The following is a 25,722-nucleotide window of genomic DNA, read 5'->3' as shown; positions in this document are numbered from 1 at the left end:
AGTGGATTTGATGTCGTTGCTGGCTATTTGAGGGAGTTGTGCCACCAGTGAAGGTGGGGATGGCGCATGCACGCACCAAAATGTAAGCAAATATTACCGTGAGGCATGACTTTGCACGGCCAAGGTGCTAAGCCGTTTTCTAAAGGGATGGCAGGCATGCCGGTCGTGTATTGCGCGTGACTCCATGATAAACGCCGCTTTGCTGAGACGGCAAAGCGGCGTTTTGTATTCAAATCAGCAGTTTGACGTTGGGCCAAGTCCGCGCCGCAGACAAGAGTAATGAGATCATGGCATTCGTGTGGGTGAGGCAGCGCAGAACTTCGCCATCCTGTGCTGCATCGCCCTGGTCTCACCCCACGTACTGCCTCCAGCCCAAGCTTGGCCATGAATTCGACCGCGTACACTTTGCTTTTTTGCTGCTATGCCGGACGCTGATTCTGTAACAGCAACTGGGGCCGGAACTCGTACATCCCGTCGAAATACACGTACTCTGGATTCTGCAGTTCAACCACCGGCGCGCGCCGGATCAACTCCCCGGCCAGCACCTGGTGCAGCTTGAAGAAGCGGCGCTGCTCTTCGCTGGTCATCGTCGAATAGAAGTAGTTCAGCGTGATGTGGAAGCGGAAGCTGTCGTGGTCGGCCAGACGGTAGTTCAGCGCTTGCGCCAGCCGGTCGCGCAACTTGCGGATCTTGCGGTTTTCCGCTGCGTCCACCGGCTCGAACTGGATGTTGTACAAGTTGGTCTGCTGCTCCACTGGCAACACACGCAGGCGGAACGGCAGCTCGCACCCGAGATCGAAGACCTTCAGCTTGGCCAGCCACCAGGCGTTGCAGAAGGCTTCATCGGCATCCGGCGGGATATCCGTAGGAAAGTCCAGATGCCGCGCCGGATACGAGATACCGTTGAAGACTGTCATGTGGTAGCTGGCTGGTGGCAGTACGGCAATCCGGTGCAGCATGCCGCTGCGCATCAGGTTTTGATGGATGTCCAGCAAGGCCATGAAGGTTTCGCTGCGCTTGTCCACATGACAGATGATGGAGTTACCGGGCCAGTGCGCCTCGCTGCCATCAGGGTTGAATTTCGGTGCCACTGTGGTCGCACTCGGCGCGGCGTTCACCGCGCCAGCACCAAGCGCCATCCCACCCTGCAGCAACAGCGCCAGGGCGCGCCGCCGGGACCAGCTTAGCTGACCGTTTGCTTGAGCGTTCATGGCATTCACCACTGGACCATGATCGACGCGGCGACACTGCGGCCGAAGATCGGGCGGCCTGTGCTCGCCTCCGCGACGCTGAAGGCGTTGCCGGACGGCGCGCGGGCATTACCTTCGGTAAGCCCGGCGGAATTAGTCAGGTTAGAAACCGTTAATTGCAGGCTGACTCCCGGCGTCAGGCGGTATTGGAATCCCAGGTCCACCGTCCGATAGGCCGGCAAAATACTGGTATTCACAAAGTCCTGGTAGCTCTTGCCCACAGCGCTGAAGGTGGCGTACAGGCGTCCGCTCCGGTCGTCAAACTTGAACAGCCAGGCTGGACTGAGCGTGGCCATGGTGCGCGGCACGCGCGGGATCTGCTTGCCGGCCAGGCTGTTGGCGGACAAAGTGGTGAAGGTCACACCGCCATTCACATCTGGTTGTTGCAAGGTGACTGAACCGTTCACTTCGAACGCGCTGGAGGGACGCCATGTCCCTTCCAGCTCCAGGCCCTTGGTGGTGGTATTGATCAGCAGTGGCTGATTAGTGAGCACGCCAGTCGCATCGGCGAAGTAGGTCGACGAATTCAGGTTCTTGAAATTGCTGTAGAAACCGATCAGCACCAGCTGCAGTTGCGGCTGTGACAGCTTCAAACCCACTTCGGCCTGGCGCACTGGTGTCACCGGCACCGGCTGGCCGTTGGGCAAGGTGCCAGCCACGCCGTTGTTGATGTTGGCCCAGTAATCGCTCAGACGCGGCAAGCTGTAGGCGCTGGAATAGCGCACAAAGGCGTTGAGTGGCTCGCTGATCTGAAGCAGCGAGCCGGCGGTCCAGGCCGTGCCATGCTGGGTCACGCTGTAGGGCACGTAGCCAGTCAGGCCGGTCACGCTTTGCGCGGCCAACGGGCCGGTGCTGGACAGGGCCTGCTTGCCGATGACGCCGCGCTCGCCGCGTTCCTGGCGCACCTCGTGGCGAACGCCGATGTCGACCTGCCAATCCTTGGAGATGTGCCAGTTTTCCGCCGCGTAGACGGCCGAGGCCAGGCCGTGTACGCGGCCGATCAGGTCGCCGCTGCCATAGGTGGTGAAGCCGTTTTCTGTGACCATGCCGGTCGGCTGGCTAGCGGCGTTCAGTGCCTGGATGTCCAACAGGTCGGCATTGTTCTTGACGTTGGTGAGGATGGTGTTACCGATCTGCTGCTGCTCCAGACTGTAACGGCTCAGGCTTAGGCCGAGCGCCACGTCGTGCGTACCCAGATCGGCAAGGGCGAAGGACTTGCTGGCGCGCAGGTCGTTGACCGCGTTGCGGATCGTTGAGATGGTACTGGACCAGGTGTTGGTCATGGTCAGTCCGGCGGTGGCAGCCGGGTCGAACACCTGGCCGCTGCCCGCATACAGATAGCGCAGTGACGTGGTGCCGGCGAACGCCTTCTGGGCCGTGCTCAGGTTGGCTTGAAGCAGCGCCCCCGCGTCTGATGGAGCACCATTCAAGAGCGCGTTGAAGCCCACCTCGCCGCTGGTATAGCGAGCCTTGTCGCTCAGTTTCCAGCCGCCTGGCAGCGTGAAGTCGACGCCGGCCGTCAGCGTGGTGACTTTGGGATGGATGCCGTCGGCAAGGTCGCGGTTCGCGTAGCCACTGCTGCCCTGCCCATCCAGCACGCGATAGCGCACCTGGCGGAAGCTGGCCGAATCCAGGGTGCCGGTGTGCGGGTCGATCTGGTTGGCCAGCGAATTGCCGTTGCGGGTATCCGTCAGCGGGATGCTGGTGTAGAAAATAGCACGATCGTCCAGGTGCTTCAGGCTGACAAACAGTTTGTCGCCACCACCCAGCAGATAGGTCGCGCCAAGTTTGATCTGGCCGCCGCGGTCGGCGTTGCTGAAACCCGGGTCGCGCAAGCCATCGCCCTGGCGGAGGAAGCCGCTGAAGCTATACAGCAGGCGGTCGTTGACTGGGCCGGACATTGCCAGGTCAGCGCGTACCTGATGGTGTTGGCCCACCGTCAGCTTAGCGGCATGATCCGGCTCGGTCGTGCCGAAGTTGGACAGGAAGTTGACCACGCCCCCGGACGCGTTATTGCTATACACCGGTGCCGTGCCGCCCCGCACGATCTCGGCCCCGACGGTACCCAGGTCGACCCGGTACAGTTCGTCGATCTGTAACTGGCGCTCGAAGTTCGATTCGAACAGGGGCAGTCCGTCTTCCAGCATGTCCATCAGGCGGAAGCCGGAAAACGGTAGGCCGCGGATTACCACGTTCTCGCCGCCGCCCTGGCCGCCGGAGTTTTCTACCTTGATGCCAGGGACAGATTTCAGTAAGTCGACCGTGCTCTTGGGGTCCTTGCGCTGGATTTCCGCCTCGCTGATGGTGGAGATGGCGTACGGCGTCTCGAATTTCTTCTTGCGGCCGGATGTGCCGGTCACGACGACTTCTTGCTGAGCGGTTTCGGATTTGTCTTGCGACGCGGGTAGTTCTGGTATCGGCGCATCGGCCGCCTGGACGTTGATACTGATTGCTCCGAGCAGGAGCATGGATAATGCGCTACGGTCTCTCTGTTTATTCTTCACCACGGATTTCCTCGACTTGGCTGGTTGTTGTGATTACCGGACTAGGCCGGATTGCAGCGCAGTATAGGGGGCGCACTTGGCACCGTAAGGCGTTTCACGGTGAAGTTTCCCGGTGAAACCGAGGAGAAATCAGCTCTGGTGCAGGTGAAAACCGAGGATGCGCACGTCGGTGCTGCCGTTTGCCTGCAGCACACACTGGAGCAGGATTTCGAAGCTGCCGACTGAACCGTCCGCTAGCGAGGCTTGCTTCAGTAAAGGGGCCAGCCGTGCCGGATCGACCAGGAACTCGATAGCCGCCTCCGTCCCCGCCGAGGTGGTGCCGCCGATCAGCAGGGCATGCCCGTCACCGCCCAACCCTCGGGTGTAAGCGATGGTGGCAAAGCCGCGCCGTTGCGGATCGTCGATCTTGAAGGCATACCCCAGAGCTTCTCCGCTGCGGGGATGGTCGTTCAGGATCAAGAACTGGTCCGGCTGCTGAGGATTCCAGTCGATATGGAAATCCAGTTGACTGCGGTATAGAGCCCACCAAGGATTGGCCTGCGCTACCCCGAGCAGGATCACGTTGGCTCGTTTCAGATCGCCAAGTTGAAGGTCACGCGCGAAGCGCAGATGCAGGCGCTGCGGTGCAGCGATGGCGCGCTTGCCCAGCTCCGCCGCCAGTTGGACCGAGGACATGCCGGTGTAGCGGCGTGCACGGAAATGTTCTGCATGGCCCAAGTCAGGCGGTACCAAGGGCTCACCCACCCGCTTGGCTGCATAAGCCTCGAGGCTGACCTGGCTGCGGGTCTCTAATTGGTATAGCACCAGTCCCGCGTCGGACACGACCAGCAGGGCATCGCGGTCGGCCGGCAGTAGCGCGGTCCAGAAGGTTGTCACGCCGGACGGACCACGCTGGCCCAGCCAAGCCGTCGCACCTGCCAGCACTACCACCACTATCACCACTACCAGCGCGGCGATACCCAGTGTCAGTCTGCGGTCGCGCAGGACCGGAGCGGATTTAGGGGAAGTGGCTGCGACAGAAAGTTCCAGTGGCAAGGCCGGCTCTTCCGCGGTTGGCGACGGCATCGCAGTGGCCAGGACGAACACAGGAACGTAGGTGCCGCGCGGGATCGCGATGCGCAGCGCATCCGCGTTACCCTCTTCGGCATAGTATTGAGCCAGGCGCTGGCGTAGCAGCCGTGCCGTAGTGCGTACGATAGTGTCGTCGGCGGGATTGAAGTGCTCGGGGCGGCCGAACACGGCCACGCCGATATGCTGCTCGCACAGCACCACCGCTTGCCCCTCCACGGTTGTGACGCAGACATGACGCAGGAACGACGACAGTCGCGCGCTCTTGGCAAAGGTCTGGCTGGCGAGGACGCGGGCCAGCGCGTCCAGGCAAGCTTCACGCGGCTGAGGCGGTGTCAGACCACTTTCAAACATGCTGTTTTTTTCCTGCTCCTGGGTCACCGCATTCATCCCCGTCAACAATCGTAGTTTGACAGTATATGCGTATTCCACTGACGGCAGCCACCCGTTCCAGGTTGAGTCGCACAACAGGGCGTTTAACTATGAAAAACGCCGCGTTGCTTAGAAGGCAAAGCGGCGTCTTGTATTCAGATCAGCAATTTAAACTGGCAAGGCGATCTGGTGATCAACACTGAATTGATAATCACGGAATACATGTTCTGCACTCAGCAATGCATAGGTGCCATCCGGTAATTTGCGGGTCGTGTCTTTCAGGCGGTATGTCATCTGACCGCAAGTCCAGCAATTGAAATTGCGCATATGGGTACACAGGCAAGTCTTGTCCATGACCGAGACTTTCTTGGCTTCGGGATGCGCTGCCACTTCACGGTTATACGAGGTGATGTAGGCACAGTTGCCATTGCCGTCCAGCAGATAACCATAAGATTCGCAGCCTGGGCGTATGCCATCGCCAATTGCCGGCGTGTTCTTCAGCATGCGCATGGGGTAGCCGGTAGGCGAGATATTGTTGACTATGATATCAATTTCACTGGCTTTGAAATATTCCTGCTTCACACTGGCAGGCAAGCCGCATTCATTGGTGACGGTAAAGCGGGTGGCCACCTGTACGCCGGCAGCACCGTTTTCCATGAAGGACACGGCATCGCTACCCGTGAAAATACCACCGGCAGCAATCAGAGGAATATCCAGGTTTTCTGCCTTCAGGTACTGAACGATTTCAGTCATGATGGTCTGCAAATCGTATTCGGCCCAATCCATGCCAAAACCCAGGTGACCGCCAGCCAGCGGGCCTTCGACGATGACATAATCAGGCAGGCGGTTCAGGCGGGAATTCTTGCGCAAAAATAATTGCAGCGCGCGTACTGAAGAAACGATGATGCCCAGCTTGGCATCGCGGAAGCGAGGGTGATCAGCGATCAGACCAAAGGAACCCAGATGCAGGCCGGCGCTCATGGTGATGCCGTCGATACCGGCATCCAATGACGATTCCAGACGCACCTTGAGGGTTTCACGCGGGCCATTCATGGTCAGCTTTTCCATGCAATTGACAAAGATCATGCCCTTGCCCTGCTTGGCTTCCATGGTTTTGCCTACGTGCATACGCGTGGCTTCGGCCAGTTGCTCCAGATTGAACTTGATGTCAGTCTTGTCGGAGTTGTTAATATTGTATTTGTAGAATTTGGTCTTTTCCTTGACGAAGCTGGTGTCAAAACGACGGTCGGAGACATCCTGCACCATGGCATCAGAAATATGGCCAACCCCACCCAGACGTGCAGCAACCAGAGCCAGTTCAGCAGTGGAAATATCGACGCCCATGCCACCGATCATGATAGGAACCAGCTCATCTTTGCCCAGCTTCAGACGGAAATCATCTACACGTTTCATTGTTATCCTTGACACATTTTGCTCAAAAGTAAATCACGCGACGTACATACTTACTTATTCATTGCTTATTTATTGCTTATTCATTGCTCGATCCGGGCTGCAATCCGGAAGACGAACGAGATTGTAAGCCAGCCCTTGCCCACACAGGTAAAATTATATTCTGTACAGCGTTTAATTTCCTTGGTCTGTGTTTTATTTCTTGTTATTTGACCAACGCAATTTGGCCCAGGCTGCTTGCTGGCTGGCATTCAGGAAGGTCCAGGCGACCAGGCGGCTCTCTTTATTCCCCTGGCCCATGATAATGGTTTTCTGATCATTGACCTTGACCTGCTTCAAGGCCGCATGAATTGCTGGCAAATTGGCCGACTTTGACACCAGGGTGGAAAACCACAATATTTTTGTGGATATAGCCGCACTTTCCATGATCATGGTCTTGATAAACGCCAGCTCCCCACCTTCACACCAGAGCTCAGCATCGTGACCGCTGAAGTTCAATACAGGTCCAGTGTGGTCCAGGTGGCTGGTTTTCTTCAGGTTTTCCCATTTACGCATGCTGCCCGCCTGCGCTTCTGCCGCAGAAGCATGGAAGGGCGGATTGCACAGACTGACATCAAACCATTCGTCATCCGCGATGATACCTCTGAACACGGCCTGTGGATTGGCCTGATGACGCAGTTGTATTTGCGTGCCCAAGCCAGGATTGCGGTCGAGTATGGTCTGGGCGTTGAGGAGTGAATCCGCATTGATATCGCTGGCGCAAAATGACCAGCCATATTCGCTGCCCCCCAATAAGGGATAAATGCAACTGGCACCGGTGCCTATGTCCAAAGCAAGTACCTGCCTGCCTTTGGGGATACGTCCCTGATTGCTGCCCGCCAGCAGGTCGGCCAGGTAATGCACATAGTCAGCCCTGCCTGGCACGGGCGGGCATAGGTTTTCAGGTGGAATATCCCATTCACGTACCCCATAACTGCTTTGCAGCAAAGCCTTGTTGAGCAATTTGACCGCTAGCGGATCGGCAAAATTGATGGTCGCTTCACCTGCCGGATTTTCCGTGAGGCACGATAGCAATGCCGGTTCTGCCTTGATCAGGGCGGCGAAGTCATACCTGCCCTGATGACGATTGCGTGGATGCAGCAATTGTCCGGCAGTCTGATTTCTTTTTTCTTTGTTGTTTTTGTCGCTCATGAAGCCTGATCCACAAATTTGCAATGCCCGATGAGATTCAGGCAGGATGCTGGACCAGTATTGTCCCATGAAGGGCGAATAACCGTTTGTCAGAAAATGAACCTTATTTATCTGAGGCAATTATTGTCGGGCATATGGAAGAACTGGGGGTTTGTATGCCCATGACGAGGTTGTAAAATTCCGTAAGTGTTTTATGTATTTTGAAACACTATTGCTAAAATCTGCGCATTCCAACTTTGTCCCCGCAAGTTTCATTACAGCGTATGCTCGTGCCAGCGTGTGATGCGGTGTCAAACCCTGGGATATATCAAACATTACCTGGAAGTTGCGGTAATGGCGCGCCTTGAACATCTTATTGAAAGGTATAAGAAATGAAGAAAATCGCTATTGTCGGCGGCCTGTCTGCCATTGCTGTCTTGTCCGCCTGCTCGACCGCACCTGTCAAGCAAACAGCGACTGTAGCTACTCCAGCCGCCCAGGTGGTCAGCGTACCTGTCAATCTGAAAGCACCTGCTGGCGAAGTGCTGGCATTTCAAATGGCCGCAACAGGCGTACAGATTTATGATTGCAGGGCCAACAAAGGCGGCCCCAAAAAATTTGAATGGGTATTCCGCGCCCCTCTGGCTGAGTTGTATGCCAATCACGACGTGACCAGCGTGAAGCTGGGCAAGCACTATGAAGGCCCGACCTGGGAAGCGAATGATGGCAGCAAAGTGGTGGCAGAAGTTGTCGCCAAAAGCGAGAGTATGGATACCAACGCCATCCCCTGGTTATTGCTGAAAGCCAAATCCAGCTCAGACACGGGGACATTTTCCGCTATCACCAGCGTACAGCGCGTGGTAACCGTGGGTGGCAAAGCACCATTGACCGGCTGCTCGGATTTTCAACTGGGTGCAGAAACGCGCACGCCTTATAAAGCCACTTACTATTTCTTTAAGGCAAACTGATTATCCTGATGCAGGATGGTTGGGATGCTATCTTGCGTCAAAATAATCAAACCCTTACTCGCCTTGTGCATCGTGCAGGAAAGCGGTGTTTTGGTTTTGCAAAACGCCGCTTGGTTTGATTGTATGGCCTGCTATGGTAATTCAAAGCGATAACCGACGCCATAGACAGAATGCAGGCATTCATTGCCTGGCAATTTGCCCTGTATCTTTTTGCGTATGTTCTTGATATGTGTGTCCACGGTTCTGTCATTGATATCACGCTGGTCTTCATGCGCAAAGTCGAGTAATTGCTGACGTGAAAATACCCGTTCAGGATGACTGATGAATTCGGACAGCAGGCGGAATTCTACCGGTGTCAGATTCAAAGGCTGGGCATCTACCAGTATGCGCAATTGCTGCTTGTCGATGATAAAGCGGGATGACCCCGTAGCAGGATGGCTGCCCATGCTGCGGCGTAAATGAACCTTGGCGCGCGCCACCACTTCACGCGGGCTGAAGGGTTTGCAGACATAGTCATCCGCCCCGGTATCCAGACCCAGCAGGCGGTCTACTTCTTCCACCCTGGCGGTCAGCATGATGATGGGTACCTGGCTGAACAGACGCACTTCCCGGCAGATGCTGATGCCATCAAGTTCAGGCAACATCAGGTCGAGCAAGATCAGGTCAGGTTGCGACAGCCTGAGCTGCGCCAGCGCCAGCCTGCCATTTGCTTCATGGCTGACCTGATAACCGGCGGCCAGCAAATAATCCTTGAGCAGGGCGGCGATCTTCTGGTCATCTTCAACGATGAGTATGCGGGCACCGCTGTCCATGTTGATGTCCTATAGGTTCCTGGGGCTGATGTAGGGCAATTGTACGGTTATTTTTACCCCACCCAGGGCTGAAGGGATGGCGCTGATCAAACCGCCATGGGCTTCCACGATGACTTTGCAGATAGCCAGGCCCAGGCCGCTACCACCGTTGGCGCGACTGCGTGCACTGTCCGCCCGGTACAGGCGATCAAACAGCAAAGCGTGGCTGGCGTCAGGAACACCGGGTGCACTGTCTTCCAGCCGCAGTTCCAGCATGCCAGCATTGCGTGTCAGTGTACACAAGATCACGCCGCCACTATCGGTATAGCGTATGCTGTTTTCCAGCAAATTACCCAGCACCTGGGTCAGGCGGCCACCATCGGCATTGACCCAGGCTGGCATCTCGCCCAGATGGCTTTCAAGGCGCAAGTCAGCCTGCTCGATGCGCAATGCAAAGCGTTGCAACATATCCTGCAGCAAGGGGCGCAAATCCATGGCCTGGAATTGATAATGCAGGTCACCGGCATCGGCCAGGGTCAACTGACGTATATCATCCACCAGCTTGTTCAGATGCCGCACTTCGGCGTGCAGGGATTCCAATGCGGCGGGCGAGATGTTGCGTATACCATCGATCAGGGCTTCTATCTCCCCCTGTATCACCGTCAACGGGGTTCGCAATTCATGCGATATATCCGCCAGCATGCGGCTTCTTTGTGCCTCATTTCTTTCCAGGTTTTGCGCCATGATATTGATATCCTGCGCCAGGTCACCCAGCTCATCCTGGCTGATGATGTCGGCCCTGGCCTGAAACTGTCCCTTGGAAATGCGTGCTGTCACTGCATGCAGGGATTTCAACGGTCGCAATAAATGCCTGGCCAGCCATAATGAAAACCCGACTGCAACCAGTATCAGCGCGCCTGCCAGCAACAGCGTATGACGTATCTGCACACTGACAAAATCGATGGCGCTGGCATTGGATAGTTGTCTTAAAGGTGCCAGCCGCAGGCTGCCGACTTTTTCTGGCCCCAGCATAATGGCTTGTACGCTGCCCGGTGCATCGGCCGGGCCGATCAGTGCATGCCCATTCTTGTCTATGAGTGACAGACGTTGCCCAAACCGCATGGGATCCAGTGGCGGCCTTTGCTCCGGCGGAGCATCCCCTGTTGACTGAGGTGGTGGTGGCGGTGGTGTTTCCCCGGACCTGACTGGCGGTGGTGGAGGCGGTCTGTCATCGTCTTCAACTGCCTGACGCCGTCTGGGAGGAGGGGGCTGTGGGTCTTCATTTTCAGGCCGTGGCTTGCGTAATTGATCCAGCAAATCCCGCATGGGGCGGCGGTCCGCCTGGAAACGGTCAAAGTTGCCGTATTGTCGGTAATCTTCTGCCAGCATATTGCTGAGCCGGACCAGGTCCTGTTTTTCCAGGTCGCTCAGATACGCAATGAAGCCACTCTTCAGATTCTGACTGGTCACCCAGGCCAGCGTACCTATGCTGATGATCACAATGGCAGTAATGGCCAGGGCTAATTTGCGGGCTATGGTCAGACGCATGCGGTAACAACCTTGCTGAGAATGGTATCAACTTGCCATATTGCCAGTCAATTATGGAGCAATCATGAAGTAAACAAGTCATTCTGCGAATAAATATTTGCTGCGGTTTTATTTTTTTGTCTTCAAAAAAAACCTCCCTATCTTCATTTTTTCTCCATATTCGGGTTTCATCCTGTCTCCAGTCTCAGAACTTCGTGCAGAGAATGCCAGGCTTCCTGAGTAAAAAAACCAACTCGAAGGAGGGCTTCAAAATGAAATCACGGACAGCATCAAATACTGCATCAAGCGCGGTATTGAACCTGTATGACATCCGTCGCAGAGTGCAACTATCCATTGCCATACTCCTGGCATTCAATCTGGCTGCCTGCGGTGGTGATACCGGCACTGCCAGCACGGGATCAACTACCGGTCCGCAGGCAGTACCGCCAGTCAGCACCACATCTGCGCTGGCGGCACCCGCACCTGCACCCGCCACGCCGGTTGAAGCACCTTCACTGGTACCTCTTGCCAATGGAGAGGGGGCGGCATTGACGGTGTCGACTACCGGCAGCATAGACAAGAACAATGCCTTCTTCAAAGCCTTCGGTAATGGTCGCAGTTGCGCCAGCTGTCATCAGGAAAGCCAGGGCTGGAGCATGCGCCCGGATAATTTGCAGGAAAGATTTACCCAAACCAGTGGCAGTGATCCGGTTTTCGCCTTGAATGACGGCGCGAATTCTCCCACTGCCCTGGCCACGACCATAGACCAAAAACGTCTGGCATATAGCATGCTGTTGACCAAGGGTCTTATCAGGGTGGGCCTGGCTATTCCTGCCGATGCAGAATTTACTTTGCTTAAGGTGGATGATCCCTATGGTTATGCCAGTGCCAAGGAATTGTCGCTATTCCGTCGCCCCATGCCAACCACCAACCTGAAATTTCTCAGCACCGTGATGTGGGATGCGCGCGAAACTTTCGCCGAAGCACGATCTAATCTGTGCATACGCAATAGCCGCCCCCTGCAATGTTTTGCGACTACCGATTTTGATTTGCTGCATCAGTCTAACAGTGCCGTGACCGGTCATGCACAAGCGGCTCAGGGCCTGACCGCGGCTGAACAGCGCAGCATCGTGGATTTTGAAAAGACCTTGTTCACCGCACAGATCACCAGCCTGGCCGCTGGCAATCTGACTGATGCTGGTGCCAAAGGCGGCCCGCTTGAACTGGCAAAGAATAATTTTTATTTTGGGATCAATGATATCGATGCGGGCGACTATGTAAGCGGTGCGCCATTTGATCGCAATGTCATGGCCATGTTTACCGCATGGCGTGGCCTCGACAGGCCGAGCCCACCAATCCCGCCAGGTCCGGGACGGGCAGGGCAGCCGGGTCAGCCAGGGCAATCACCAACAGCCATCAATATTGCCAGGGCATCCGTCGCCAGAGGTGAGCAGATTTTTAACAATAAACCCTTCAATGTCACCGGTGTTGCCGGTTTCAATGGTGAATTGCGGGTGGCCTTGCAAAGGGCAACATGCACCAGTTGCCATAGCGTAGGGAATGTCGGCTCGCATTCAGTGCCACGGCTGTTCAATACCGGCGTATCCGACGCCAGCCTGCGCACACCAGACATGCCCCTGTACACGCTGAGAAATAAACTGACAGGTGAAATCATGGAAACCACCGATCCCGGCAGGGCCATGAACACCGGCAAATGGCAGGATATCGGCCGCTTCAAAGTACCCAGCCTGCGCGCCATCGAAGCACGTTCACCTTACTTCCATAATGGCGGCATGGTAGAGCTGACCGATGTCGTGAAATTCTATGACAAGCGTTTCAATATCGGATTGACGCCACAGGAGATTGTCGATCTGACCGAGTTCTTGAAGGTGCTCTGAAACAGTTTTTCAGATACAAAAAGAGCAGACTTCTGAGTCTGCTCTTTTGTTTTTAGACCTGCCACTGCAACCCAGCCGGGCTGGTTTTGCGTGAGTCCGGATTTAACCGGCGTAGAAGCAGCGCCCACACACGTGCTGATAGCGTTCATTACCACCAATATCAATCTGCTCGCCGGTTTTCATGCGCTTGCCGTTGGCATCGACGCGGATATTCATCGTGGCTTTTTTCCCGCAGCCACAGATGTTTTTCAATTCTTCTATGTCATCGGCCAGCGCCAGCAGATAGCTTGAACCGGCGAAAGGTTCACCCAGAAAATCACTGCGCAAGCCATAGCAGATGACCGGCACACCACGTACTTGCGCCAGTTGATGTAATTGCCTGACCTGATCGGCGGACAGGAATTGTGCTTCATCCACCAATACGCAACTGACCTTCGGTATTTCTGCCAGAAAATCATAATGCGGATCGAAGACTTCAGCCTGTCGTTGCGGCCCCAGCCGTGAAGTGACTTTGCCGGCACCGTAACGATTGTCTATGGCTGCCGTGTACAGACGGACCTTTTGTCCTTGTTCTTCATAGTTGTGGGCTACTTGTAAAAGTGCCGTGGATTTTCCTGCGTTCATTGCTGAATATCTGAAGTAGAGCTTGGCCATGCGTGTTTCCTTAAAACTGTTGCAAGTGTTGCTGGTGAGAACAGTCGGTTTATTGTTGATTTTATTGAAGCAAAAAAAATTTGATATCGGGGTCTTGAAACTATTTGGCTCAGCGCCATTTTCTACTCAGCAGATGCTCGAACAGGAGGTTTGCTGCAGCAGTCCAGAAGTAACCGTTTTAAAAAATAGTTTCTAAACATTTAATTTATATCGCTTCAATTTAAAAGGATATTATCATGCGCAATTTTGACTTCGCTCCTCTGTATCGTTCCGCTATCGGTTTTGACCGCCTGGCCCAGTTATTTGATGATGCTCAACGTGCTGAAACCGCACCCAGCTATCCCCCTTACAATATCGAACTGATTGCAGAAGATAAATATGCGATCACCATGGCAGTTGCAGGCTTTGACCGCAGCGAAATTGACATCGAAACCGAACGTGACACCCTGAAAATCGTCGGTCGCCGTCAAAAAGTCGAAGGCACACGCAACTTCCTGCATCGTGGCATTGCCTCACGTGATTTTGAACACCGTTTCCGCCTGGCCGACCACGTCAAAGTCATCAGTGCCCGTCTGGACAATGGCTTGCTGAATATCGAACTGGTGCGTGAAATTCCAGAAGCACACAAACCACGCCGCATCCTGATTGATGCCGATAATCTGCAATTGGTAGAGTCGCAAAATCAGTTGCAACGTCAGGTCGCATAACCTATAGACAATAAACATGATCCGCGCAAACGTGCGGATTAGATTTCCAAAAATGAAATAAGAAAGCATGGGCTTGCCCATGCTTTCTTATTTTCTGAAGTCATAATCTGAAGTCACAATGGATAAAAAAAATCATAATTGGTTTTTATAAAAATTTTACAGGCAAGGTATTCTTTTTTGGGTAGAATAGCGCCGAAAATCAATAACTTAGCTCACATTCCACTTGAATTAAAAAGCACATTCTTGTGACGTGTTGATGACCTGAATAATTTATAGAGCTGCCTATGAGAAAGACCCCGAAGTCTGGCATTTTCTCGATGGGACTGCTGCTATGTCTGAACTGTGCCGTTCATTCCCCTGCACTGGCAGTGGAGGAGGGCGCAGACTTGAATCTGACTACACTCACTGGCGACTGGAATGGTCAGCGCCAAACCTGGCTGGACCAGGGCATCAGTCTGGATTTCACACATCGTAGCGACATCGTGCGCAATCAAAATGGTGGTATCGCCACCGGCGCCAGATGGCTGTCGTATACCGATGCCAGGATACGTCTCGACTTGAACAAATTGTCAGGGTGGGAGGGTTGGGCTGCCTATATCCAATATCACAGCGAGCTGGGTGGCAAGCCGAATATGCAAAAAGTCGGCAGCTTTATCGGTGTCGACAATATCGAAGTCAAAACCAACACCGCTCAGTTTTCTGAACTGTGGCTGGAAAAGAACATGCTCGATGACAGACTTGCTGTTCTCGTTGGACTGTATGCCATCGATTCAGAATTTTATGTCACCGACAGTTCCGGTGTATTCCTGCAACCCGCCATGGGAATGAATATTTCAGTCGGACAAACTGGCAAAAATGGCCCGCCTATCTACCCGATGGCTTCTTTTGGCACGCGTCTGCGTTATAAGTCCCCAGACAAAAATAGCTACGCTCAACTGGCGCTGCTGGATGGTGTGCCAGGCGACCCTGCCAATCCGCGTGGCAGCCACATCAAGTTTGATAAAGGGGATGGCGTCTTGCTGATGGCAGAGCTTGGTCATTTTGGTGAAAAGCCTGGTGCTGATGAAAAAGCCATTCATAAGACTGCTATAGGCATGTGGCGTTACAGCGCAGATTATGATGACCTCAGTAGTGTGGATGCACATGGCAAACGCCTGCAGCGCAAGAATTTTGGCTGGTATGTGCTAACTGAACGCACGCTACTACCCAAAGCCGGGCATCCTGGTCAAGGCTTGCAGGGTTTCCTGCGTTTTGGTACGGCGCAAAAAAATGTCAATCAATCTGATTGGTCAGCCAATCTGGGATTGAATTATGTGGGGCCATTTGCTGGCCGTGACGAAGATCAGTTAGCCATAGGTATGACCTATGCCCATGCCAGCAAAAAACACCGCTTGCTGAACAAATCGGATAATTATGAATCCATCGTCGAGACGACTTATAAAATGCAAGCGCGCCCCTGGCTGGTGATACAGCCAGTAGTGCAATGCGTCTTCAACCCCAATATGGATGCCAGCCTGAAGAAAGCCTGGGTAGCGGGGTTGAGGACAGAAGTGGCGTTTTGAAAATTTAAAACCTTAAGTCCGGATAATGTTCGAAGTATTCACGTCCCGAATATCCTTGGTACCCGTCAATGCCATGCTGACATCCAGTTCCTTCTGCAAGATTTCCAGCATCTTGGTGACGCCGGCTTCGCCCATGGCACCCAGACCATATAAAAAGGCGCGGCCCACCATGCTGCCTTTGGCACCCAGCGCGGTGGCCTTCAGTATGTCTTGTCCGGTACGTATGCCACCGTCAAACCAGACTTCGGTCTGGTGGCCGACGGCATCGACAATTGCTGGCAGCGCCTGTATCGATGACATGGCACCGTCCAGTTGACGGCCACCATGGTTGCTGACGACGATGGCGTCGGCACCGGCGGCTACCGCCAGCTTTGCGTCTTCGACATCCAGTATGCCCTTCAGTATCAGTTTGCCGCCCCATTCCTTCTTGATCCAGGCAACATCGTCCCAGCTCAGGGTGGGGTCGAACTGGCTGGCGGTCCATTGACTGAGCGTCAGTATGCCGTCTCCACCCTTGACATGACCGACCAGGTTACCAAAGGTTTTGCGACCAGACAGTGCACGCAAGGCCCAGGCCGGTTTGGTGGCCAGATCAAGGATATTCGCCAGTGTCAGTTTCGGCGGTACCGACATGCCGTTTTTCATGTCTTTATGACGCTGCCCCAGAATCTGCAAATCCAGCGTCAATACCAGGGCCGAACATTTTGCATCCTTGGCGCGCTGTATCATCTCTTTCACAAATCCACGGTCACGCATGACATATAGCTGGAACCAGAAAGGCTTGGTGGTCACGCTGGCCACATCTTCTATCGAACATATGCTCATGGTGGACAGCGTGAACGGGATGCCGAATTTTTCTGCCGCAATCGCACCCAGCATTTCACCATTGGCCCATTGCATGCCTGTCAAACCGGTCGGTGCTATCGCCACTGGCATGCTGACTTCCTGGCCTATCATGGTGGTGCGGGTAGAACGGTGTTCAACATTGATGGCGACGCGCTGTCTTAACTTGATGGCGGCCAGGTCGCTGGTATTGGCTTTGTAAGTCGATTCCGTGTAAGAGCCGCTGTCGGCGTAATCATAAAAAGCTTTGGGTACGCGCTTTTTGGCGAGCAGGCGCAGGTCTTCTACACAGGTAATGACGGGCATGGGGGTTACTCCAGCTAATTGAACAATACGGCAAGTGTAGAGGATAAGCAGAATGCCATGGCGGAAAAGCTTTCAGACTTATGATGAAGGATTTTCAGCATCATTCATGATATCTGCCCGAAAACCGCCTATTTACTCAAGGAATTGATCAGATATCAGACTGCGCATCCATTGGTTGCCTGCATCCTGATTGTAGCGGCGGTGCCAGAACATATGGGTTTGCAGGGCCGGTAAACGCAACGGCGATTTGACATAGCGCAAACCAAAGGGGGCGGCAGCGCGTTCGGCCAACTTTTGCGGTACCGTTACCAGCAAATCATTGCAACTGACAATGTACGGAACGGCAACAAAATGTGGCACACGCAAATGGCTGGCGGCGCTGATACCAGCCTTTTCCAGGCTTTGATTGACTTTGGCATACGGGTTTTCCCTGGACGCAACAATCAAATGACGTGCGGCCAGAAAATCCTTCATGTCCAGCTTGTCTGCCGCCAGCGGGTGGCTTTGCCGGAACAGGCAGACATAGTTTTGCCGGAACAGGCGGCGCTGATACCAGGCATCTGACAAATGATCAAAAGCACCTATGGCCAGATCAACCCGGCCTGATTCCATTTCCGTTTTCAAGTCGATATCACTGGCACGCACTGTCGATAGTTGTACAAGCGGTGCCTGGGTATGCAGGTGTTCCGCCAGTATAGGCATGAAATACACTTCGCCGACATCGGTCATGGCGATGGTGAAGTGACGCTTGCTGCTGGCGGGGTCGAAGTTCTCCTGGCGGTTCAGCGCCTGGGTGATATGCGTCAGGGCCAGCGCCACGGGTTCCGCCAATTGTTCTGCCAGTGCCGTGGGTTGCATGCCTGTTGCTGTCCGTACAAACAGTTCATCATCAAAACAGCGCCGCAACCTGGCCAGGGCATTGCTGACTGCAGGCTGCGACAGGTTCAGCTTGCGGGCCACAGAAGATATCTGGCGGTCTTGATAGACTTCCTGGAACACCACCAGCAAGTTCAGGTCTATGTCTTTGGGTTCCAGCATAATATTCCAGTATTATTGATACTATGAATGTAGTACATTTTTGTATTTATATCGTAAAACGGCAAGCTTTGCATTAAAGTCAGGTTCTGATTATATTCACATGGTAGGAACCGACATGAGCAAGCACGACGCAAAAGAAGTTCAACTTCACTACCAGACCGGTTTTGCAAATGAATTCGCCACCGAGGCACTGCCAGATGCCTTGCCCAAGAGCCAGAATTCCCCGCAAAAATGTGCTTATGGCCTGTATGCCGAACAAGTCTCTGGCACAGCCTTCACTGCGCCGCGCCATGCGAATCGCCGCTCCTGGTTGTACCGCATACGCCCGGCAGCCATGCACCAGCCTTTTCAGCAAACCAGCAATGGTCGTATGACCAATGATTTTGGCACGATGCCAAGTACACCGAATCAATTGCGCTGGGATCCCATGCCCATGCCAACAGAAGCGACAGACTTCATTGATGGCTGGATGACCATGGCCGGCAATGGTTCTGCAGATGTGCAGAATGGTTGCGCGATCCATATCTACACGGCTAACCGTGACATGACGACGCGTTTCTTTTATAACGCCGATGCTGAATTACTCGTCATTCCCCAGCAAGGCCGCCTGCATATCCGTACCGAAATGGGTTTGCTCGACATAGAGCCGCAAGAAATCGCCGTGATACCGCGTGGCGTGCGCTTCCAGGTCCATCTGGCAGATGGCGAGGCACGTGGTTATGTCTGCGAAAACTTTGGTTCCATATTGAAGTTGCCTGACCTGGGTGTCATCGGCTCCAACGGTCTGGCCAATCCGCGTGACTTCCAGACGCCTGTTGCCTGGTATGAAGATAGGGAAGGTGATTTTGAATTGCTGGCCAAGTTCAGCGGCAATTTGTGGTCAGCAAAAATAGGCCATTCACCCTTGGATGTCGTCGCCTGGCATGGCAATTTCGCGCCTTACAAATATGACCTGCGTCATTTCAACACCATAGGCTCTATCAGCTACGATCATCCTGATCCTTCCATCTTCCTGGTTTTGCAGGCAGCCAGCGATACGCCCGGTGTGGATAGCATAGACTTTGTGATTTTCCCGCCACGCTGGCTGGTGGCAGAAAACACCTTCCGCCCGCCATGGTTCCACCGTAATATCGCCAGTGAATTCATGGGCCTGATCCATGGTCAGTATGATGCCAAGTCGACCGGCTTTCGCCCTGGTGGTGCCAGCCTGCACAATTGCATGAGCGGCCATGGTCCGGATGCCCCGACCTTTGACAAGGCATCATCAGCAGATACCACTCAGCCACATAAAGTCGATGATACGATGGCCTTCATGATAGAAACGCGTACTATCATCAAACCAACGCGTGCGGCGATGGAAGCCGCACAACTGCAGGCTGACTATTACCAGTGCTGGCAAGGCATCAAGAAAAATTTTAATCCGGAGCAAAAATAAATGACGGTACAACTTAACGAAACCCATGACGTAGGCTTGCGCAGCTGGGTAGCTTCAGCCAACCAGGCTGACACGGATTTCCCCTTGCAAAACCTGCCGTATGGCGTATTCCGCCGGCAGGGCAGCAACCAGTCTTATCGCATCGGCATTGCCATCGGTGACCAGATACTCGATCTGGCAGCGGCCCATGCCACCCATGCCTTTGCCGGTTACACCGAATTGCAGGGTGGGCATTTTACCAATGCGGTCAATGCCAGTAACCTGAATGCCCTTATGGCGCTTGGTGCACCAGTATGGTCCGCATTGCGTCTGGCGTTGTCGCGTGTCTTGCGTGAAGGCGCAGGCCTGCAAGGTGCATTGCAAGCCTGCCTGCTGGCGCAAAGCGCGGCAGAATTTGCCTTGCCGGCGCAGATTGGTGATTACACTGACTTTTATACGTCCGTTCATCATGCAACGGCTGTCGGCAAATTATTCCGCCCGGATAATCCTTTGTTGCCGAACTACAAGTGGGTGCCTATAGGCTACCATGGTCGCGCATCATCCATCGGCGTATCTGGCCAGCAATTCCGCCGCCCTGTCGGCCAGACCAAGCCACCTGCTTCCGAGACACCGGTGTTTGGTCCAGCCAAACGCATGGATTATGAAATGGAAATCGGTATCTTCGTCGGCCCCGGTAATGCCTTGGGTGATGTCATCACGATGGAGAAGGCCGAATCCCATGTATTTGGCCTGTGCCTGTTGAATGACTGGTCGGCGCGTGATATGCAGGCGTGGGAATACCAGCCGCTTGGCCCTTTCCTGGCCAAGAATTTCGCCTCCACCATTTCGCCCTGGGTAGTGACGCTGGAAGCACTCGCACCTTATCGCCATGCCTGGACGCGCGATGTCGAAGATCCGCAACCCATGGCCTATCTGGACTCCCCGGATTTGCGCGATAGCGGTGCCTTCGATATACAGCTTGAAGTCTTGTTGCAAACAGAAAAAATGCGTACAGCAGGCGCATCTGCCGAACGTTTGTCACTGTCGAATTTCCGCCATTCATACTGGACTGTGGCGCAACTCATTACCCATCATACGGTTAATGGTTGCAATCTCAATCCTGGTGATTTGCTGGGTTCGGGTACGCAATCTGGTCCCTTGGCAGAAGAGGCCGGCTCTCTGCTGGAATTGACGGGAGGGGGCAAAAAGGCGCTGACGCTGACAAATGGTGAGCAGCGTATTTTCATGGAAGATGGGGATGCCATTGTGATGCGCGGCTGGGCACAGAAAGAGGGATGTGCGCGGATTGGGTTTGGTGAGGTGGTGGGAACTTTGTTGCCTGCCAGGATTTAAGTCGCCGTGCTCTAGTTATCGTCGCTCCAGCGAAGGCAGGAGGCCACCGGGCTGGCGCTCCAGTTGAGTTCGTTGCATGTCGTACTTTGATTGAAACGATTGCTCTTCGTGGACACAAGCCGGGTCTCGGCCCGGCGGCCGAATTCCTTTCTTTGCTTCGCCAAAGAAAGGAATCAAAGAAAGGCGACCGCAGACTCGCTCCCTTCGGGAGTGCCCATTTATGTAGCGAAAAAAATGGGAAGGTCCGAAACTCGCTTCGCTCAGACACCGGACCTTCTTTTTCCATTTTCTGCACTACACAAATGGCTTCGTCCCAAGCGGATAAAAGTCAACAACAACCCCAACGTCAAAATCTACAACAAATTCAAAAACAACGACAACCCCAACACCATGGTTGATCGACGGCATTCAAATAAATGTGAATGCGGTTGTGTTGACGTTGGTTTTGACTTTGCTGTTGCTGTTGCCGTTGCTGCTGCCGTTGACCTTCAACCGCTTGGGACGATGTAATTTGTGCTTCACAGAAAATGGAAAAAGAAGATCCGATGTTTGAGCCGCAGGCGAGTTGCGGATATTCCCATTTTTTGTGATGCACAAATTATGCTGAAGCGCAGCGTAAGCACCCGAAGGGCGAGTCTGCGGTCGCCTTTCTTTGATTCCTTTCTTTGGCGAAGCAAAGAAAGGAATTCGGCCGCCGGGCCGAGACCCGGCTTGGTTCTACGAAGGGCAATCGTTTTAATTAAAGTACGACATGCAACGAACGCCGCTGGAGCACCAGCAACGTAGGTTGGGCTACGTCTTATCAGCCCAACACTGTGCTTATCAAACACGTATTCGTGGTTTTGTCTCTCATGCCTGTGCAGGAGCGACGGGATTACGATTGCCGTGTCGACAGCCCCCGCTCTTAAATCTGCACCCAATTACCCTTGAATATAATCGGTCCCGATGGTTTTTCAGGGTTACCCGAACCACCTTTTGGCTCCAGCGTGACTGCCAGCAAAGGTACGCTATCGGTGGTCATGTTGGCAGGCATGGGCAGGGTGATAATGCCCTTGTCGGCTACCAGGCCCAGCGACTTGACTTTGCCATCCTTGCCGACTGCCCATAGTTCCAGGCTCTTGTCGGCGGCGATGTTTTGCGCTGTCACCATGCGTATCTGCAACTGGCCGCGTTTGCTGTCACCGGTAATGACGGCTATTGCCTGTGCTTTTTCATCCGATAAGGTCGCCACATAATCAGTTTGTGGCGCTGCCGGTTGGTCTACCTGCTTGTTGAGCAAGACAGATATCAAGACCACTGCAAGCGCGGTCGAGAACATGCCTAGGCCGCGCCAGAAAGCCAGGTCTTCACGCAATTTTCCCCAGTTACGCCAGTACGCCCATGGGTCTTTGGTGATGTTCAGGTTCAGGCGTTTTTCCAGCGCGGGCCAGATGCTTGCCGGTACTGCGACTGCAGGTGCAAATTCAGCCATGGGTACCAGATGCGCTTCCCATTGCCCCACTACCTGGCGCAAGGCGGCGTCCTGTTTCAGCCAGGCTTCAAAGCGACGACGGGCACCACCACGCAGGGTTCCCAGCACATATTCAGAAGCCAGTTTTTCTTGCAGGCCCGGATTATTTTTGATTTGCTGCAAATTCATTATGCCTCCAGACGAGTGAGGCAGGTGCGCAACTTGTCGAGTCCGCGTCTGATCCAGGTTTTTACCGTCCCTATGGGCAGTTTCATATGTTCCGCCACTTCGCTATGTGACAAATCATGGAAAAACGCCATCGCCATCGCCTGTCTGTGCAAACCTTCCAGACGTGACATGCAGGAAGCCAGTGCCTTGGCATCCTGTGTCAATTCCAGCGTCTGCGCTGGCGTCGGTTCACTGCTTTCCATGGCTTGCATGATTTCCATATCAAAATTATCAGCATCAATTTCCACATCGTGACCGACACGACGCAAGAGATCGAAAGCGCGATTGCGGACGATAGTTGTCATCCAAGTCATGGGCGCTGCCAGACCGGCCTGATAACTGCCTGCGTTATTCCAGATGTTGACAAAACTCTCTTGTAAAACCTCTTCTGCCAACTCACGCTTAACTAATATACGCAGCGCGAAGCCAAACAGTTTCGCCGAAGTGGCGTCATACAGAGATTTAAATGCCTGCGCGTCTTTACGGGCGACGGCGGCTAGCCAATTCTGTAACTGGCTGGTATCCAGAGCGGCAGTGGGCAATTGCGTATCCAATCTTGGCTGTCGTGTTGTGAGATAAGCATCTGGGATGCAGATGCGCCGATTTTAATCGATTTCCTGATGACATACTCAAACCTTCTTGATCCTTCTTAAACCTGGTCAAACCTCAAGATTGCTTGCTTTCTGCATGCACAAACAGGGAAGGATGCTGCTTCCCATACCAAGACTGGCCTGCCGTTCTTGCAAATTTGTCTTAATCCTGGCCTGAACGAAACTCTGCCGCCAGCATGGAATAGCATTTAAGGTCGACATAGCGGCCATGTTTGTATTCACATTCGCGCAGTACTCCTTCCAGCTGGAAACCCAGTTTTTCTATTAAACGCCAACTGGCAATATTCTCTGGTTCGACCATGGCTTGCAGGCGATGCAGGCCCAGGTGCTGGAAGCAGTGGGCGATCATGACGTTCAGGCATTCGGGTATGATGGCCTTGCCCCAATGGTCCGGTGACAGCCAGAAGCCGGTTTCGGCGCAATGGTGTTCTTGTTCCCATTCATGCAGACCGCAAGTGCCTAACAGGTGGTCCGGTGCTTCTTTGCTGCAAATGCCCCACCAGATACCGGTACCGACTTGCCAGACTTCTTCATACCAATCCAGCTGTGCCTGGGTTGATGCCAGGGTATCGTAGCTGACACCATAATAATCACTGACGCGCGGGTCGGATAAGCCCTGGAAAATTGCTGACATATCAGAGGCGACGATTTGGCGGAGCTGATAGTGTGGAGTGTGCAGCACAGGGAAGGATCTGGTTTCAGGCATATACGCTTTGCAATGACAGGTAACAGATAGACATTCTAATGCCTGTTGAGACATGGAGCTGCCCGTTCTTGCCAGCCTTAAGGATGAAAAATCTGGGATAATCTGCCTGCCCGTTCTAAGCGAGTGAATTGATTAATAAAATTGAAGAAATGATGAGCCCAGAGCAACGCAAAGAAGCTTCCGAACTGGAATTGCATAAACGTGGTATCCGTATCAATGTGCAATTGCACGTGATTGAGTCGGATGAAGAAGTGGAATTGCGGACGCCAGATGAAGTGATGCAACGCATGCTGGCCTTGTGGGGTGTAACTGGGGCTGCAACTGGCGGCGATGTAGCGAGTTATCGCAATTACCTCGAATCACATGGTTTGAGCGCTTGTTTGTCAGCGCAGGAATACGCATTTTTATTTTCCGATGAACCGTCTGAAGAACTGCGTGCGCAATGTGCGCAAAGGCAGGAATCCCTGTATTTCCTGGCATGGGCCGCTGGTTTGACGGATAAGCTGGCTGTGCCTACGCAAGCAGCGAATCTGAAACAAGTCTTGAAATTTTTCCCACATGCGATGGAAGCACCTGAGCGTTTGCAAGCGGCCCTGAAGCCACGGCGCAAGGGCCAGGTACTGGATTGGTCGGATTTATTGTACCGTCTGCACTGGGCGGTCCGTCATGCACATATCACCGGGCGTGATGCACCTGGCAATTTGAATGCAGATGCAGTGCGTGAATGGCATCAGGCAGCTAACTGGCTGTGCCAGTATGAAGAAGAAAATGACTGGGATAAAGTCAGCACTGAAACTTGATGCGCATATCCAATATGCGATATGTAATATGCAACAGATATAGTCAAAACGCCTTTAAGGTCCGGTGTTCCGTCTTGCAAGCGTCAACCTGAGCCTGCATTTTCAGGCAGCGCGGACCTGAAAATTCAGCCTGCAGGGCGTCCAGAAAGACACGGGTGCGTGCCGGCATCAGACGACGGCCAGGAAATACAGCCCAGACATTGACGTCGGGTAGCTTCCAGTCTTCCAGCAAAGCCAACAAAGCACCGCTACGTACATGGTGATCGGCAAAGTGGTCAGACAGCATGATGATGCCATTACCGCGTACCGCCAGCCGTGTCAGCAATTCGGGTGAATTGGCGCTGGCGCGGCCAGGCGGGATACCTTCCCACACTGCGCCATCCTTTGCCATGCGCCATGTGGTCAACTCTCCATTGCGAGCAGTCAGACGCAGGCAATCATGTTCCATCAGGGCTTCAGGTTCTGCCGGTGTGCCATGTGTCTGCAAATAGCTGGGTGCGGCATACAGACCTATGCTGAAACGCACCAGTCCACGTGCGGCCAGTGAGGCATCATCGGGCAAGTCGCCGACACGGATGGCGACATCGAAATTTTCGCCTATCAAATCCACCCTGCGCGGTGACAAATCCAGTTCCAGGTTCACCGCAGGATACTTGCTGATGAAATCAGACAACAGCTCACTCATTTCATGATTGGCAAAATCGGCGGGCATGGACACCTTCAGCCTCCCATTTGGTTCCGCCTGCCTGTGCTGGGTCAGCGCCAATGTGGCATCCACTTCTTCCTGCACATGTTGTGCATGCAGCAAAACATTTTGACCCAGGTCCGTCACCGCCAGTTTACGCGTGGTGCGCAAGATCAGACGTTCGCCCAATTGCGCTTCCAGGGCAGAGATGCGGCGTGACAGTGTCGATTTCGGCACCCCCAGCTTCTCAGCGGCTTTGCTGAAACTGCCTTCTTCGACCACGCGGGCAAACAGCAAGAGGTCATTGGCTTCCAGGGTCATGGTCTATTCTCCATTCTTTTCTTCACGCTATTTTCCTATTTTTGGAACAATGATATCCATTTTAACGTCTTCCGAAATATTTTTGG

At 53.9% G+C, this 25,722-nt stretch carries 23 protein-coding genes; 9 read left to right on the top strand and 14 right to left on the bottom strand.

Going from position 1 to position 25,722, the window contains the following annotated elements; translation table 11 throughout:
• Positions 1-419: 419 nt before the first annotated feature.
• The 5 genes from ACO0LM_RS15420 to rlmF all read right to left on the bottom strand — a co-directional run bounded on the left by ACO0LM_RS15420 (position 420) and on the right by rlmF (position 7,795).
• Positions 420-1,211 carry a DUF1868 domain-containing protein gene (locus ACO0LM_RS15420; protein WP_423038159.1) on the bottom strand — a complete coding sequence of 264 codons (792 nt, stop codon included), beginning with the start codon at positions 1,209-1,211 and terminating at the stop codon, positions 420-422.
• A 5-nt stretch (positions 1,212-1,216) separates the two neighbouring features.
• A complete protein-coding gene (locus ACO0LM_RS15415) occupies positions 1,217-3,754 on the bottom strand; it encodes a TonB-dependent receptor (protein ID WP_423038158.1) in 2,538 nt (845 codons plus the stop codon).
• A 129-nt stretch (positions 3,755-3,883) separates the two neighbouring features.
• Entirely contained in the window at positions 3,884-5,212 is a 1,329-nt protein-coding gene (locus ACO0LM_RS15410; RefSeq protein ID WP_423038157.1) for a hypothetical protein, read from the bottom strand.
• A 150-nt stretch (positions 5,213-5,362) separates the two neighbouring features.
• The gene (locus ACO0LM_RS15405) at positions 5,363-6,607 is read right to left on the bottom strand and encodes a nitronate monooxygenase (protein WP_422984281.1); all 1,245 of its coding nucleotides are present in this window, start codon (positions 6,605-6,607) and stop codon (positions 5,363-5,365) included.
• Between the two features lie 192 nt (positions 6,608-6,799).
• A complete protein-coding gene (gene rlmF, locus ACO0LM_RS15400; protein ID WP_423038156.1) occupies positions 6,800-7,795 on the bottom strand; it encodes a 23S rRNA (adenine(1618)-N(6))-methyltransferase RlmF in 996 nt (331 codons plus the stop codon).
• 371 nt (positions 7,796-8,166) lie between these two features.
• Here rlmF and ACO0LM_RS15395 point away from each other — a divergent pair, with 371 nt between their 5' ends.
• Positions 8,167-8,742 (top strand): DUF3455 domain-containing protein, encoded by a 576-nt coding sequence (locus ACO0LM_RS15395; RefSeq protein WP_423038155.1) that lies wholly within the window; start codon positions 8,167-8,169, stop codon positions 8,740-8,742.
• Between the two features lie 131 nt (positions 8,743-8,873).
• Here ACO0LM_RS15395 and ACO0LM_RS15390 read toward each other — a convergent pair whose 3' ends face one another.
• Complete coding sequence (locus ACO0LM_RS15390; protein ID WP_423038154.1) at positions 8,874-9,554, bottom strand: response regulator; 681 nt, start codon at positions 9,552-9,554, stop codon at positions 8,874-8,876.
• A gap of 9 nt (positions 9,555-9,563) precedes the next feature.
• The gene (locus ACO0LM_RS15385; protein WP_423038153.1) at positions 9,564-11,081 is read right to left on the bottom strand and encodes an ATP-binding protein; all 1,518 of its coding nucleotides are present in this window, start codon (positions 11,079-11,081) and stop codon (positions 9,564-9,566) included.
• A 251-nt stretch (positions 11,082-11,332) separates the two neighbouring features.
• Between ACO0LM_RS15385 and ACO0LM_RS15380 the strand changes: the two genes are divergently transcribed.
• Positions 11,333-12,958: a cytochrome C gene (locus tag ACO0LM_RS15380; RefSeq protein ID WP_423038152.1), complete on the top strand. Its 1,626-nt coding sequence runs from the start codon at positions 11,333-11,335 to the stop codon at positions 12,956-12,958.
• Positions 12,959-13,060: 102 nt separating this feature from the next.
• Here the strand turns inward: ACO0LM_RS15380 and ACO0LM_RS15375 are convergent, their stop codons facing one another.
• Positions 13,061-13,612 carry a thymidine kinase gene (locus ACO0LM_RS15375; RefSeq protein WP_423038151.1) on the bottom strand — a complete coding sequence of 184 codons (552 nt, stop codon included), beginning with the start codon at positions 13,610-13,612 and terminating at the stop codon, positions 13,061-13,063.
• On the opposite strand from ACO0LM_RS15375, the gene ACO0LM_RS15370 reads away from it, so the two are divergent.
• The 3 genes from ACO0LM_RS15370 (at position 13,611) to ACO0LM_RS15360 (ending at position 15,881) form a co-directional block, all read left to right on the top strand.
• The gene (locus ACO0LM_RS15370) at positions 13,611-13,808 is read left to right on the top strand and encodes a hypothetical protein (protein ID WP_423038150.1); all 198 of its coding nucleotides are present in this window, start codon (positions 13,611-13,613) and stop codon (positions 13,806-13,808) included. The two genes, ACO0LM_RS15375 and ACO0LM_RS15370, sit on opposite strands and share 2 nt — an antisense overlap.
• 40 nt (positions 13,809-13,848) lie before the next feature.
• The gene (locus ACO0LM_RS15365; protein ID WP_423038149.1) at positions 13,849-14,319 is read left to right on the top strand and encodes an Hsp20 family protein; all 471 of its coding nucleotides are present in this window, start codon (positions 13,849-13,851) and stop codon (positions 14,317-14,319) included.
• 284 nt (positions 14,320-14,603) lie between these two features.
• Positions 14,604-15,881 (top strand): carbohydrate porin, encoded by a 1,278-nt coding sequence (locus ACO0LM_RS15360; RefSeq protein ID WP_423038148.1) that lies wholly within the window; start codon positions 14,604-14,606, stop codon positions 15,879-15,881.
• 12 nt (positions 15,882-15,893) lie between these two features.
• Here ACO0LM_RS15360 and ACO0LM_RS15355 read toward each other — a convergent pair whose 3' ends face one another.
• The gene (locus ACO0LM_RS15355; protein WP_423038147.1) at positions 15,894-17,030 is read right to left on the bottom strand and encodes an alpha-hydroxy acid oxidase; all 1,137 of its coding nucleotides are present in this window, start codon (positions 17,028-17,030) and stop codon (positions 15,894-15,896) included.
• A 132-nt stretch (positions 17,031-17,162) separates the two neighbouring features.
• Positions 17,163-18,068, bottom strand: coding sequence for a LysR family transcriptional regulator (locus ACO0LM_RS15350; protein ID WP_423038146.1), 906 nt, complete (start codon positions 18,066-18,068; stop codon positions 17,163-17,165).
• A gap of 115 nt (positions 18,069-18,183) precedes the next feature.
• On the opposite strand from ACO0LM_RS15350, the gene hmgA reads away from it, so the two are divergent.
• From hmgA to ACO0LM_RS15335, 3 genes are all read left to right on the top strand, one after another.
• On the top strand, positions 18,184-19,503 hold the full coding sequence (gene hmgA, locus ACO0LM_RS15345; RefSeq protein ID WP_423038145.1) for a homogentisate 1,2-dioxygenase: 1,320 nt from the start codon (positions 18,184-18,186) through the stop codon (positions 19,501-19,503).
• Positions 19,504-20,835 (top strand): fumarylacetoacetase, encoded by a 1,332-nt coding sequence (fahA, locus tag ACO0LM_RS15340; RefSeq protein ID WP_423038144.1) that lies wholly within the window; start codon positions 19,504-19,506, stop codon positions 20,833-20,835.
• Positions 20,836-20,925: 90 nt separating this feature from the next.
• On the top strand, positions 20,926-21,345 hold the full coding sequence (locus tag ACO0LM_RS15335; RefSeq protein ID WP_423038143.1) for a hypothetical protein: 420 nt from the start codon (positions 20,926-20,928) through the stop codon (positions 21,343-21,345).
• Between the two features lie 394 nt (positions 21,346-21,739).
• Here ACO0LM_RS15335 and ACO0LM_RS15330 read toward each other — a convergent pair whose 3' ends face one another.
• From ACO0LM_RS15330 to ACO0LM_RS15320, 3 genes are all read right to left on the bottom strand, one after another.
• Complete coding sequence (locus ACO0LM_RS15330; RefSeq protein ID WP_423038142.1) at positions 21,740-22,474, bottom strand: anti-sigma factor; 735 nt, start codon at positions 22,472-22,474, stop codon at positions 21,740-21,742.
• A complete protein-coding gene (locus tag ACO0LM_RS15325; protein ID WP_423038141.1) occupies positions 22,474-23,055 on the bottom strand; it encodes a sigma-70 family RNA polymerase sigma factor in 582 nt (193 codons plus the stop codon). The genes ACO0LM_RS15330 and ACO0LM_RS15325 overlap by 1 nt, the downstream gene beginning before the upstream one ends.
• 211 nt (positions 23,056-23,266) lie before the next feature.
• Positions 23,267-23,830 carry a GNAT family N-acetyltransferase gene (locus ACO0LM_RS15320; protein ID WP_423038140.1) on the bottom strand — a complete coding sequence of 188 codons (564 nt, stop codon included), beginning with the start codon at positions 23,828-23,830 and terminating at the stop codon, positions 23,267-23,269.
• 128 nt (positions 23,831-23,958) lie between these two features.
• Here ACO0LM_RS15320 and ACO0LM_RS15315 point away from each other — a divergent pair, with 128 nt between their 5' ends.
• Complete coding sequence (locus tag ACO0LM_RS15315) at positions 23,959-24,630, top strand: DUF4272 domain-containing protein (protein ID WP_423038139.1); 672 nt, start codon at positions 23,959-23,961, stop codon at positions 24,628-24,630.
• Positions 24,631-24,673: 43 nt separating this feature from the next.
• Here ACO0LM_RS15315 and ACO0LM_RS15310 read toward each other — a convergent pair whose 3' ends face one another.
• On the bottom strand, positions 24,674-25,636 hold the full coding sequence (locus ACO0LM_RS15310; protein WP_423038138.1) for a LysR substrate-binding domain-containing protein: 963 nt from the start codon (positions 25,634-25,636) through the stop codon (positions 24,674-24,676).
• Positions 25,637-25,722: the final 86 nt, after the last annotated feature.

The sequence above is a fragment of the Undibacterium sp. Di26W genome, assembly GCF_049340265.1.
GTDB lineage: Bacteria > Pseudomonadota > Gammaproteobacteria > Burkholderiales > Burkholderiaceae_D > Undibacterium.
This window is presented reverse-complemented; position numbering and strand designations above follow the sequence as displayed.